We start from the raw sequence: 10712 nt of genomic DNA, 5'->3' as shown, positions 1-10712 counted from the left end.
TATGTTAATTATTCAGCGCGCCGGCGCAGCGCCGGGCGCGCGTCCAAGGCAGCGGGCGCCACCCCGCAGCGCAGCGCCGTGCGGGCGCGCCGCACTCCCAGCGCCAGGTTTAGCAACAGCCAGGCGGCCGACAGGCACATCGCGCCGGCAGCCGGCCGCGCCAGGAGGTCCGGCCACCAGCAGGCCGCCACCAGCAGGGCCAGCGCCGCCGCGTGCAGCCAGAACTGGCGCTGCGCTTGCCGGTCGGCGACCAGTGCCTTGATGGGCGGCACGCGCTGGCCGTCGGCGGCGCGCTCCTGCATGTCGCGCCAGAGCAGGAAGGGCACGATCTTGTACAGCATGCCATTGATGGTCGAGTACAGGAAGCCGACCAGTGCCAGCACGCCCAGCGCGAGGCTGCGGCCTTCGCCCGCCAGTTGGGCTGGCGCCGCCCACAGCGCCGCGCAGGCCAGCATGCAGGCCATCGCCAGGCGCCAGAACAGGGTCATGGCGTCGGCCTGCGGACGTTTGCGGCGCGCCAGCAGGCGCAGCGTGGCCAGCGCGAACAGCGCGTAGGCGCCCAGCAGCAGCGCGCCGGCCAGCGTGTCGATCCAGGGCAGGCGCGCGCGCAGCGCCGTGGCGCTCACGGTCCACGTCACCAGCAGCAGGAAGATGGTCACGCCCAGCACGCGCGGCAGCGGCGCGTCGTACAGCGGCGTCACCTGGAACATCGGCACCACCTGGAACGATACCCCGACCAGCAGCATGCCGGCCCAGCCGAACACGCCCCACAGCGCGTGCACGTCGGTGGCCAGCATCAGCGGCAGCGGCGCGGGCGCCGCCGGCCAGGCGAAGGCGCCCGCCAGCAGGGCGCCCAGGCAAACCGTGACGACCAGGCTGCCCAGGGCCAGCCTGACGGTGGCCGTCATCGGCAGCGCGCCCGGTGGCGGCATCTGCCACAAGGCCAGCGTCAGTGCGCCGATCAGCCACGCGAAGCCGGGCAGCAGCAGGACCAGCGCCAGCTGGAACAGCCATGGCCGGGTGAGCAGGAAGGCGGCGGCCAGCGCCACGATGCCGGCGGCGAGCAGCGCGTGCACGCCGGGCGCGAGCAGACGCGCGCGCGGCAGGGTGACGCCGGCCACCACGGGCAGGATCTGGATCAGCGCCCCGGCCATGGTCATGCCCAGCGCGCCGAGGGTCAGCAGGTGGGTCAGCGCCAGGGTGGGCGGCGACCAGCGCGAAGCCAGCGCCGGCGCACCCTGCCACAGCAGCAGCGCGCCGGCCAGCAGCGCGAAGATGGGCGTGGCGAGGAAGTAGCGCAGCACCGCGCCGAGCGGCGGCGACTGTTCGAGCGAGAGGGTGCGCTGCATGGGTCAGGCGTCCGGCTCCGGCGCGCGGCGCCAGATCCGCACTTGGTACAGGAAGTCGGGCAGCACGGTGGTGTTGTAGCCATAGCCGTTGTGCGCCAGGATGCGGTACAGCGGGCGCGGTTCGCGCTCGATCAGCATGCACAGATGGTCGCCATCCGGCAGGCTGTCGAGCGCTTCGAGCACGCGTTCCATCGGCTCGGGCGGCTCCAGGCCGCGCACGTCGAGCTGGTGCAGGATGGGCGTGGCGGCGTTCATGCGGCGCTGGCCAGTTCGTCCATCGCGCCGAACGCCTGCATGGCCTCCACCAGCCTGTGGCAGCTGGCCGCAAGCACGCGTTCGATCATCGGATAGAGCACGCCTTCTTCTTTTTCGCTGTGCTGGTACAGCACGATGCCCAAGGTGTCGGCGTGAATCAGGAAGGCTTCGGTATCGCGCTCGGTCAGCGCGTTGGCCAGGCGCTGCACCACGCCGCGAATGCGCAGGTGCTCGCTGCGCATCGCCGCGGTGGGCGCGCTGGTCGTGCCGACGGCGTTTTCGAAGGCCGGGAAAACGATGCGCTCCTCGATCAGCAGATGCCGTTCGAGCGCGTGGCGGAAGGTGGCCAGGGCGCGGCCCGCCTCGCGCCACAGGCCGACGCGCACGGCCTGGCGGGCGTCGGCGAACAGCGCGTCGCAACGCACATGGTCGGCTTCGAGATAGCTGCCGATAGTGTCCATCGTTTCCTCCTGCTGTTTGTGGATGGCGCCATTGTCGCCGCATCGCATGCCGGAAATCCTTGATGCACGTCAAAGATTTTCGGAGTGCCGTCGGGCTACAGTGCAGTCCCCACCTTACGACGAATAACTATGATGTCAAATTCTTCCGACGGCGCCACGCCGTTCGAGCTGGTGTGCCCGGCCGGCAGCCTGCCGGCCCTCAAGGCGGCCGTGGACAACGGCGCCGATTGCGTCTACCTCGGCTTTCGCGACGCTACCAACGCGCGCAATTTCGCGGGCCTGAACTTCGACGAGGCCGCGATCGAACAGGGCATCGCCTACAGCCATGCGCGCGGGCGCAAGGTCCTGCTTGCGCTGAACACCTATCCGCAGCCGGCCGCCGGCGCGCTGTGGCGGCGCGCCATCGACCGCGCCGCCGGCGCCGGCATCGATGCCGTGATCCTGGCCGACCCGGGCCTGATGCGCTACGCCGCCGAGCGCTATCCGGCGCTGCGGCTGCACCTGTCGGTGCAGGGTTCGGCCACCAACTACGAGGCCATCAACTTCTTCCACCGCCATTTCGGCATTGCGCGCGCGGTGCTGCCACGGGTGCTGTCGGTGGCCCAGGTGGAGCAGGTGGTGCGCAATACCCCGGTCGAGATCGAGGTATTCGGCTTCGGCAGCCTGTGCGTGATGGTCGAAGGGCGCTGCGCGCTGTCGTCCTACGCCACTGGCGAATCGCCCAACACCCACGGCGTGTGCTCGCCGGCCAAGGCGGTGCGCTGGCAACAGACCCCGGCCGGGCTGGAGGCGCGCCTGAACGAGGTGCTGATCGACCGCTATGCCGATGGCGAACAGGCCAACTATCCGACCCTGTGCAAGGGCCGCTTCGACGTCGCCGGCGAACAGTTTTACGCGATCGAGGAACCGGCCAGCCTGAATACCCTGGAATTGCTGCCCCGGCTGATCGAGCTGGGCGTGAGCGCGATCAAGATCGAAGGGCGCCAGCGCAGTCCGGCCTACGTGGCCCAGGTAACGCGCGTGTGGCGCGAGGCGATCGACCAGTACCGCGCCAATCCGAAGCGTTTTTCGGCCAGGCAGGCCTGGATGGCCGATCTGAACAAGGTGGCAGAGGGGCAGCAGCATACGCTGGGCGCCTACCACCGCTCATGGAAATAAGGGAGGCACGATGATGAAACTGGCACTCGGACCGGTGTTGTACTACTGGCCGCGCGATACGATGATGGCGTTCTACGAGTCGGTGGCGGCCAGCCCGGTCGATATCGTCTACCTGGGCGAAACGGTGTGCTCGCGCCGCCACGAGCTGCGCATGCCCGACTGGCTGGCGCTGGCCGCCATGCTGGCCGACGCCGGCAAGGAGGTGGTGCTGTCGACCCAGGCCCTGCTCGAATCGGGCAGCGATCTGACCACCCTGCGCAAGCTGACCTCGAACGGCCGCTTCGCGGTCGAAGCGAACGATATCGGCGCCGTGCATTGCCTCGAGGGCGAACTGCCGTTCGTGGCCGGCCCGCACCTGAACCTGTACAACGAAGACAGCGTGGCCATGATGGCGCAGCTGGGCGCGCGGCGCTGGGTCATGCCGCTCGAAATGGGACGCGCGGCGCTGGCGGTGATGCAGCAAAGCCGTCCGGCGCGACTGGAAACCGAGGTGTTCGCGTATGGCCGCATGCCGCTGGCGTTTTCGGCGCGCTGCTTCACGGCGCGCCACCGCAACCTGGGCAAGGACGACTGCCAGTTTAGCTGCATGGCGCATCCGGACGGCCTGGAGCTGCGCACGCGCGACGCCGACACCTTCCTGATCCTCAATGGCACCCAGATCCAGTCGCACCTGGTGTACAACCTGCTCGGCGAGATGGCCGACATGCAGGCGATGGGCGTCGATGTGATGCGCATCAGTCCCCAGGCCCAGCATACCGATGCCGTGCTCGCGCTGTTCGACCAGGCGCGCCAGGGCCGGATCGACACAGCGCAGGCGCTGGCCGGCCTGGCGCCGCTGATGCCGGCGCCGCCCTGCGACGGCTACTGGCATGGCAAGCCGGGCATGGCGTTCGACAAGCGGGAGGCGGCATGAAAGCACATGTGTATCCGATCTTGCCAAAGCCGCTGGCCCGGGCGCTGGGGCGCCTGCCGCGTTTTCCCGGCTCGCTGCTGTTCGCCGCCGCCTTGACCCGCGTGCTCGGGCCGCAGCTGCCGGGCGACGTGCGCGCCGCGCTGGAAGGGCGCTCGATCAGTATCGGCGTCACCGACGCCGGCGTGCGCTTCGACGTGAGCTGGCGCGGATCGCGCTTCGTGGCCCTGTCGGGGGCCGATAAAGCGGACCTGTCGATCGGCGCCAGCGCGCGCGACTTCCTGCTGCTGGCGCAGCGGCGCGAAGATCCGGACACCTTGTTTTTCGCCCGCCGCCTGAGCATGGAAGGCGATACCGAACTGGGGCTGCTGGTGAAGAACACGCTCGATGCGATCGATGTCGCGCTGTTCGACCCGGAGCGCCTGCTGCCGGCGCGCTGGAGGCGTGCGTCGGCAAACTAAAGGAGAATGATGATGGATGCCGACCGGGCGGCGCTGCCGCTGGTGTATTCGTGTTCCGGGTGTTCGAGCGCGGCGCAGATGGCCAACCATCTGGCGCTTGCGCTCGACCGCAGCGGGGCGGCCGAAATGTCGTGCATTGCCGGCGTGGGCGGCGGCGTGGCGCCGCTGGTCAAGCTGGCGCGTTCGGGGCGGCCGGTGCTGGCCATCGACGGCTGTCCGCTCGCGTGCGCGCGCCAGTGCCTGGCGCAGCATGGCGTGGTGCCGGACCAGCATGTGATGCTCAATGAATTCGGGGTGCGCAAGCGGATGCATGCGGATTTCGACAAGGCGCAGGCCGATGAACTGGCGGCGCAGTTGCGCAGCGATGTTGAGGCACTACGAAAAACCACGGTCGTTCCCGCGTAGCGTCCGGTTTCAAGGAAACTCCTCGAATGTCCTGGAACTGTGCAAAGGCAGAGGCCGGTTTCCGATAGCGCTAAGTTAGAGCGCCTGACAAAACCTTGCCGTTGCCGTGAAAGCAACAACCGCGTACACTGAGCCGTTCCGGATGTTCGCTATCGGCCAGGAGCCGCCACTGACCGACGCGCCGGGAGCCAGGACTGTTACCGTTACCAGGATTTCGCAACTTGGGAGAGTTAGTGATTACATTGTTGGTTTCGCTGATCATAGGGACGTATGTCGTGGTATCGCTTTGGGCAACGTCGGTCGTCATACGCGATCCGTATTCAGAGCGTGGCCAGAAAGTGGCGCAGTTGGTGTTGGCTTGGTTCGTTCCAGCAATCGGGGCCCTCATCGTGCTGGCTATGCACCGCAAGCCAGAAAAGCCCTCCAGGCAGTATCGGAATGGTGCCGACGCTGGTGACGACTTTGCTGAATCCGGCAGGGGGCTTCGGACAACGCTCGATACGCTGGGTGATGACTGAACGGTTTGTATCCCAGTTTTCTTGTCTCGATTGGATATTGACCTGGTCCGGTTTAGTTCAAAGTTGGTTAAAGTGTCCTAACCTGGCGGGCTTGCGGGCTTGCGGACGTTCGTCGAGTGGCGGCAGCGGCCGAGGTCCGAGCGCAAGGCAACTGTCGAGTACAATCGGCAGTTGCCGGCCAGGAGCGGACCTTGAAGATTCACCTGTTCGTGCCTTGCGAGCACACCCAGAACCCATGACTCTTATCTAAAACCGATGAACACGAGCGTAGATTTTTTTGACCAACAATTTTCTGTGCAGGTACGCGAGGGGGAGAAGCAGCTCAATCCTTTCGAGTTAATGGCCCAACCTTACTTGTTTGGCGACGTACTTGACTACGGTTGCGGTCTTGGAAATCTTGGAATCGTAGCAGCGAAAGGCGGTTGTCGCGTATTGGCGTTGGACGCGGCGCCTACTGCGATCTCGTACCTACAAAAGTTGGCTGCTGAACAGGGCTTGCCGCTTACCGCTGTCGAGGCTGATCTCAGAACTTTCCGTATTGATGGCACTTACGATACTGTCGTCTCGATTGGGCTGTTAATGTTCCTCGACGAAAACACAGCGTTGTCGCAGCTGACGCAGCTTATGACGAGCGTGCGACCGGGTGGGGTCGCAGCAATCAATGTGCTCGTAGAGGGCACCACTTTTCTTGACATGTTCGACGCACAGTCCTACTACTTGTTTAAGCCGGGTGAGCTGAGAAGGGCCTTCACTGGTTGGGGAATACTAGTTGATTCAGTCGATGATTTCGACGCACCAAGGTCCACCATCAAGCGCTTTTCTACTGTAATCGCACGACGGGCAGCTTGAGTTTGGTGCAAGCTCCGCTTTGAGGCAGAGATCGGCCAAGAGCGGCCAGTGGAGATACCCTACATCTCTGCTAGCTGTTCTACGGAACACAAGTGAGGAAGTAAAAGATATGCCAAGTGTCCATCGATTCAGTATTTTTGCTGATTACTTTCAATTTATTGTGCAGGATGAAAATTCTGAGGACGACTTCGGCTCAATTTGGACGAAGGAAGCTCTCAACCACATGATTGCAGTAGGCGAGACCGCGATTTGCCTAGGGACGCTACGAAACGTGGATGTTTCCGTCGCAGTCCATGTACTCGGTGTAGAACCGGCCGCTTTGCTTGAGGGGTATGACCATGCCGTGGAAGGGGCATTTACGGTGCCAACTGGCAAACTCGTGGTGATGGGGTGCACGGAATATTTTCCTGACGCGTCACGATTTGAAATCGCGCCCGGCAGTTACCGTTTCCTTTACTTGGTAAGCGGAGTTCATACAATTACGGCGGAATGCGAACCTGCGGATGACCTGTACTGCCTCTACATATGGCCTGGAGAAGCGAGAAGTTCACGTCTCCTAAAGCCTTGGAAAGGTACTAATTGACGCTGTCAGCGCATGATCGAGTTCGGCCAACAGCGGCCACTGGCCGAAGAACGTCGGCTCCTGCCGCCGGTTAGTCAGCAACGCTGCCAGTCTCCGCTAGTCGCTTGAGGGATGCCAAGGTGATTGGAAGCCCAGTACGCAACGGATTGCCGACGATACGGCCCAGCAGAAAAGACAATGCCCCGGAAAAAGTAACTCTATGAACGACTTCGGTACCGGCAGCAGTGACGTTGAGCTCGTGCTCAAAAACCATACGGAAGAGTGGAATCTGCGAGTCGACAGTGAACGACTTGTTGGGAACCACCGAGATGAAATTCATGGGGACAGAGATTCCTTTCGGCGGAGTGATTTTGCCTTTGCTCCCTGTCTGGAATGGCCCGTCAATCGACGCCTCTTTGGTATCTGGGTCCCAAGTTTTCCAGTTAGGGACATCCGCATAAATCTCGAATATTTTCTCGGGTGACACAGAGATTGTGACTCGACTTTCCACGTGCATTCGGAGCTCCTGTGTAGTCAACAAATTACATAACGCATCCTACGATTCCAGCGGCATCGATAACCGTAGTCGCTATGGCTCAATTTTTTGTAGGCTGAGGCCGTGGCGGGCGAATGGCCTCCTGAGAATTTAAACTGAACTGTGCCATATCCGGCCAGAATGCTAAAGTATAATATTTTAGGGTAGACAGATGCCAAGTATCAGCGATCGTATGAAGTTCCTTAGGCGTATGGAGGCCGCTTTTGCTTTCGCCTTCCCTGCAATTTTCTTGTACCTGTGGCAAAAATCGTCGGAGCCAGTGGGATGGGAGCTGAGGGTGCCTGCTATGTTATTGGTGAGTTATCTTTTGTTTCAAGGTGCTTGGTATTGGCACTTAAAATTGGTAGCACTCACTGAAAGGAAACCACTGCCGCCTTACTTCCATTCGTTATACAGTACCTTCAAGTGGTCGAACATAGTGCTTCTAATAGGTATGTCGCTAGCGCTAACTATGGCAATAGTTAGGGGTGTCAATCATGCAGATCTCATCTGGACGGGTTTTTTGCTCGGTGGCGCGATTCTCGAACAGATCAATTACTATCATTACCAACTGATGTACGACACGACGGGTGCAATCTCAAGCCTTCGCCGCAAAGGCCGCCTCAGGACGCCGACGCTTGTAATCGATCTCGCACGCGCGAGGCTCTGAGCGCCTATCAAAGGCGACGAACGTCGCCACAACGCGCCCGCCAGGTCGTAGGACGACGGCTCCCGCGCATTCGATCTATAGCGCCGGGCTGACTGCGCATGGAGAACGCGACGTTCCGGCTAACTTCAAAATCTTCTGCGCTCTGTCCTGGGATCAAGCAAAAAAGGTTTGTACCGGCCACCAAACATAGGTACGTGTTATTTCGGGGTAAGCGGCCAGCGCCTCCACCTATGAATTCCTGATTGACCCGGCCACACTGCACTCCTCGAATTTTTTGGAGGACGACAGTGAAAAACACGGAGCGCGAGCAGGTGTGGCAGGAGCGCATAGCGCAGTTGCAGGCAAGCGGCCTGTCTCAGCGTGCTTATGCCATCGAGCAGGGTTTCCCGGTACGCCAGGTCGGTTATTGGGTCCGGCGATTGACAGCCGAGCAAGCGGTGCCGGCGCTGCTACCAGTGCGGGTAACGTCGGTGGCTGCTCCGGCGCTGGCGATCAGCCTGCGCAGCGAGCGGGGCTGGACCTTGACGCTGCCCAGCGATGTACCAGCCAACTGGCTGGCCGAATTGAAGAAGGCGCTCTGATGCAACTGTCGGCCGATGCAATCTGGCTGGCGACGGCGGCGGTGGACATGCGCACCGGAATCGATGGACTGTCCTTGCATGTGCAGCAGGCGCTGGGGCGGCCACCCTGCGATGGCACAGCGTATGTGTTCGCCAACCGCCGTCGTACACGCCTGAAGATGGTCTGCTGGGATGGCACTGGCGTCTGGATGTGCCTGCGCCGCCTGCACCGTGGCCAGTTCGTCTGGCCTCAACTTGACGACGCCTGCTGGCAGATGAGCGTCGAACAATGGCAATGGCTGGTCGCTGGCGTGGACTGGCAGCGCCTGTCGGCACCGGCACCAGCGCAGTGGCGCCTGTAAGGACGTAAACTGTTTCGCTTGTAAACATTGCCCATGCTCTGTAAACTACTGAGCCATGGACCTGCTCAACGAACTTGCCGATCTGAACATCGCCCCTGCCGCCATGGCGAGAGTGCAGGCGCTGTTCGCGCAGCAGCAGGCCAAGCTGGCGCAGCGCTATGCTGTGCTGGCTGAGAAAGATTTCAAGATCACCGCGCTAACGCACGAGCTGGCCTACTACAAGCGAGTTCGCTTCGGCAAGGCTAGCGAAGCACTCGTCGGCGAACAGCGCCTGCTGCTGTTTGAGGAAACGGTCGATACGGATCTTGCAGCCATCGACGAGGAGCTGGAAGCGCAGGCGCCTGTGAAACGGCAGCGCAAGCGCGCCGGCCGCCAGCCGCTGCCAACGCATCTCGAGCGTATCGAGCACCGCCATGAGCCTGAGCCGTGCCAGTGTGGCCAATGCGGCGCCGACCTGGTCAAGATTGGCGAGGACATCAGCGAACAGCTGGACGTGGAACCTGCACGCTTCTTCGTGCATCGCCATATCCACCCGCAGTATGCGGGCCGACCGTGCGAGACGGTGACGGCGGCGCCGATCCCGCCTGCTGTCATTGACGGCGGCATGGCCGCCGTTGGGCTGCTGGCCTGGATCGCGGTGTGCAAGTATCTTGATCATTTGCCGCTGTATCGCATCGAGCAGATCGCGGCGCGCGACGGTGTGCCGCTGGCCCGCTCCACACTGGGCGAGTGGATCGGGCGCATCGGCGTGGCTTTGCAGCCGCTGGCTGACCGGCTAGCGGAATTACTCCGGGAACGAAGTTGCCTGCATGCCGACGAAACACCAGTGCGCCAGCTCGATCCCGGCAGCGGCAAGACCAAGTACGCCTATCTGTGGGCCTACCGATCCAATGCGCTCGACGACGGGCCGTCGATGGTCGTGTTCGACTACCAAACCAGCCGTGCCGGTGCCCATGCGCGCGCCTTCCTGCAAGACTGGGGCGGGCATCTGATGGTGGACGACTATGTCGGCTACAAGGCGCTGTGTACGGCAGGCCCCACCGAGCTCGCTTGCCTGGCCCACATTCGACGAAAATTCTTCGACGTGCATGCCGCCAGTGGCAGCCCAGTGGCAGCAGACGCGCTGCGGCGCATTGGGCAGCTATACGCTGTCGAGCAACAGGCTGCGGGTATGCCGCCACCACAGCGGGCCGCATTGCGTGAGCAGCACGCCAGGCCAGTCCTGGTCGACCTGCATGCTTGGCTGCTGGCGTCCCAGCGCAGCGTCGCTGTCGGCAGCGGCACGGCCAAGGCCATCGAGCACGCCCTCAAGCGCTGGCCAGCGCTGCAGCGCTATGCCGGCTCGGGCAGCCTGCCGATCGACAATAACCCGGTCGAGAACGCGATACGCCCCATTGCCATCGGCAAGAAGAACTGGCTGTTTGCCGGTTCCGAGCGGGCCGGCCGCCGCGCCGCCGCTATCCAGAGCCTGTTCGCTACCGCCAAACTCAATGGTCTCGATCCTGCACGCTGGCTGGCCGACACTCTCGAAAAACTTCCTACCTGCCCGAACAGTAAGATCGATTCGCTGCTACCGTTCGCAAACTCTACACAGCGCTAAGCGCCAATGGAAGGTGGGCGCGTCGGCCGCTTACTGAAATCGCCTGTTCCAAGTCAT

General features: G+C 62.8%; 14 protein-coding genes. 10 read left to right on the top strand and 4 right to left on the bottom strand.

What is annotated here, in order from left to right; genetic code table 11:
* Window positions 1-8 precede the first annotated feature (8 nt).
* Genes PO883_RS23415 through PO883_RS23405 form a run of 3 tightly spaced genes read right to left on the bottom strand, consistent with a single transcriptional unit; the run spans window position 9 to window position 2113 of the window.
* Window positions 9-1349 (bottom strand): permease, encoded by a 1341-nt coding sequence (locus PO883_RS23415; RefSeq protein ID WP_289311885.1) that lies wholly within the window; start codon window positions 1347-1349, stop codon window positions 9-11.
* Between the two features lie 3 nt (window positions 1350-1352).
* Entirely contained in the window at window positions 1353-1604 is a 252-nt protein-coding gene (locus tag PO883_RS23410) for a DUF2249 domain-containing protein (RefSeq protein ID WP_167089071.1), read from the bottom strand.
* Window positions 1601-2113, bottom strand: coding sequence for a hemerythrin domain-containing protein (locus tag PO883_RS23405; protein ID WP_289311884.1), 513 nt, complete (start codon window positions 2111-2113; stop codon window positions 1601-1603). Before PO883_RS23405 ends, PO883_RS23410 begins: the two co-directional genes overlap by 4 nt.
* A gap of 81 nt (window positions 2114-2194) precedes the next feature.
* Between PO883_RS23405 and PO883_RS23400 the strand changes: the two genes are divergently transcribed.
* The 7 genes from PO883_RS23400 (at window position 2195) to PO883_RS23370 (ending at window position 6949) form a co-directional block, all read left to right on the top strand.
* Window positions 2195-3223, top strand: a complete 1029-nt coding sequence (locus PO883_RS23400; protein WP_308606050.1) for a peptidase U32 family protein — start codon at window positions 2195-2197, stop codon at window positions 3221-3223.
* Between the two features lie 13 nt (window positions 3224-3236).
* Window positions 3237-4136, top strand: a complete 900-nt coding sequence (locus PO883_RS23395; RefSeq protein ID WP_289311931.1) for a U32 family peptidase — start codon at window positions 3237-3239, stop codon at window positions 4134-4136.
* Window positions 4133-4594, top strand: coding sequence for an SCP2 domain-containing protein (locus PO883_RS23390; RefSeq protein WP_289311883.1), 462 nt, complete (start codon window positions 4133-4135; stop codon window positions 4592-4594). The genes PO883_RS23395 and PO883_RS23390 overlap by 4 nt, the downstream gene beginning before the upstream one ends.
* 12 nt (window positions 4595-4606) lie before the next feature.
* On the top strand, window positions 4607-4999 hold the full coding sequence (locus tag PO883_RS23385) for a putative zinc-binding protein (RefSeq protein WP_289311930.1): 393 nt from the start codon (window positions 4607-4609) through the stop codon (window positions 4997-4999).
* Window positions 5000-5232: 233 nt separating this feature from the next.
* Window positions 5233-5517, top strand: coding sequence for a hypothetical protein (locus PO883_RS23380; protein ID WP_289311882.1), 285 nt, complete (start codon window positions 5233-5235; stop codon window positions 5515-5517).
* A 255-nt stretch (window positions 5518-5772) separates the two neighbouring features.
* Window positions 5773-6366, top strand: a complete 594-nt coding sequence (locus PO883_RS23375; RefSeq protein WP_289311881.1) for a methyltransferase domain-containing protein — start codon at window positions 5773-5775, stop codon at window positions 6364-6366.
* A 109-nt stretch (window positions 6367-6475) separates the two neighbouring features.
* Window positions 6476-6949 (top strand): hypothetical protein, encoded by a 474-nt coding sequence (locus tag PO883_RS23370; protein ID WP_289311880.1) that lies wholly within the window; start codon window positions 6476-6478, stop codon window positions 6947-6949.
* A 70-nt stretch (window positions 6950-7019) separates the two neighbouring features.
* Here the strand turns inward: PO883_RS23370 and PO883_RS23365 are convergent, their stop codons facing one another.
* Complete coding sequence (locus PO883_RS23365; protein ID WP_289311879.1) at window positions 7020-7445, bottom strand: SRPBCC family protein; 426 nt, start codon at window positions 7443-7445, stop codon at window positions 7020-7022.
* 975 nt (window positions 7446-8420) lie between these two features.
* Between PO883_RS23365 and PO883_RS23360 the strand changes: the two genes are divergently transcribed.
* Genes PO883_RS23360 through PO883_RS23350 form a run of 3 tightly spaced genes read left to right on the top strand, consistent with a single transcriptional unit; the run spans window position 8421 to window position 10655 of the window.
* Window positions 8421-8714, top strand: coding sequence for a hypothetical protein (locus PO883_RS23360; protein WP_289311878.1), 294 nt, complete (start codon window positions 8421-8423; stop codon window positions 8712-8714).
* Window positions 8714-9055, top strand: coding sequence for an IS66 family insertion sequence element accessory protein TnpB (tnpB, locus tag PO883_RS23355; protein WP_289311877.1), 342 nt, complete (start codon window positions 8714-8716; stop codon window positions 9053-9055). Before PO883_RS23360 ends, tnpB begins: the two co-directional genes overlap by 1 nt.
* Window positions 9056-9110: 55 nt before the next feature.
* Window positions 9111-10655: an IS66 family transposase gene (locus PO883_RS23350; RefSeq protein ID WP_289311876.1), complete on the top strand. Its 1545-nt coding sequence runs from the start codon at window positions 9111-9113 to the stop codon at window positions 10653-10655.
* Window positions 10656-10712: the final 57 nt, after the last annotated feature.

It is taken from the genome of Massilia sp. DJPM01, assembly GCF_030348125.1.
In the GTDB taxonomy this organism is placed as follows: domain Bacteria; phylum Pseudomonadota; class Gammaproteobacteria; order Burkholderiales; family Burkholderiaceae_D; genus Telluria_A; species Telluria_A frigida.
Note: the sequence above shows the minus strand (reverse complement) of the source record. Positions and strands in the feature narration are given on the sequence as shown.

Coding starts and splice junctions, on each gene's coding strand:
- PO883_RS23385 (WP_289311930.1), top strand. CDS start 4,607: ATGGATGCCGACCGGGCGGCGCTGCCGCTGGTGTATTCGTGTTCCGGG.
- PO883_RS23390 (WP_289311883.1), top strand. CDS start 4,133: ATGAAAGCACATGTGTATCCGATCTTGCCAAAGCCGCTGGCCCGGGCG.
- PO883_RS23350 (WP_289311876.1), top strand. CDS start 9,111: ATGGACCTGCTCAACGAACTTGCCGATCTGAACATCGCCCCTGCCGCC.
- PO883_RS23370 (WP_289311880.1), top strand. CDS start 6,476: ATGCCAAGTGTCCATCGATTCAGTATTTTTGCTGATTACTTTCAATTT.
- PO883_RS23375 (WP_289311881.1), top strand. CDS start 5,773: ATGAACACGAGCGTAGATTTTTTTGACCAACAATTTTCTGTGCAGGTA.
- PO883_RS23410 (WP_167089071.1), bottom strand. CDS start 1,604: ATGAACGCCGCCACGCCCATCCTGCACCAGCTCGACGTGCGCGGCCTG.
- PO883_RS23395 (WP_289311931.1), top strand. CDS start 3,237: ATGAAACTGGCACTCGGACCGGTGTTGTACTACTGGCCGCGCGATACG.
- PO883_RS23400 (WP_308606050.1), top strand. CDS start 2,195: ATGATGTCAAATTCTTCCGACGGCGCCACGCCGTTCGAGCTGGTGTGC.
- PO883_RS23405 (WP_289311884.1), bottom strand. CDS start 2,113: ATGCGATGCGGCGACAATGGCGCCATCCACAAACAGCAGGAGGAAACG.
- PO883_RS23415 (WP_289311885.1), bottom strand. CDS start 1,349: ATGCAGCGCACCCTCTCGCTCGAACAGTCGCCGCCGCTCGGCGCGGTG.
- PO883_RS23365 (WP_289311879.1), bottom strand. CDS start 7,445: ATGCACGTGGAAAGTCGAGTCACAATCTCTGTGTCACCCGAGAAAATA.
- tnpB (WP_289311877.1), top strand. CDS start 8,714: ATGCAACTGTCGGCCGATGCAATCTGGCTGGCGACGGCGGCGGTGGAC.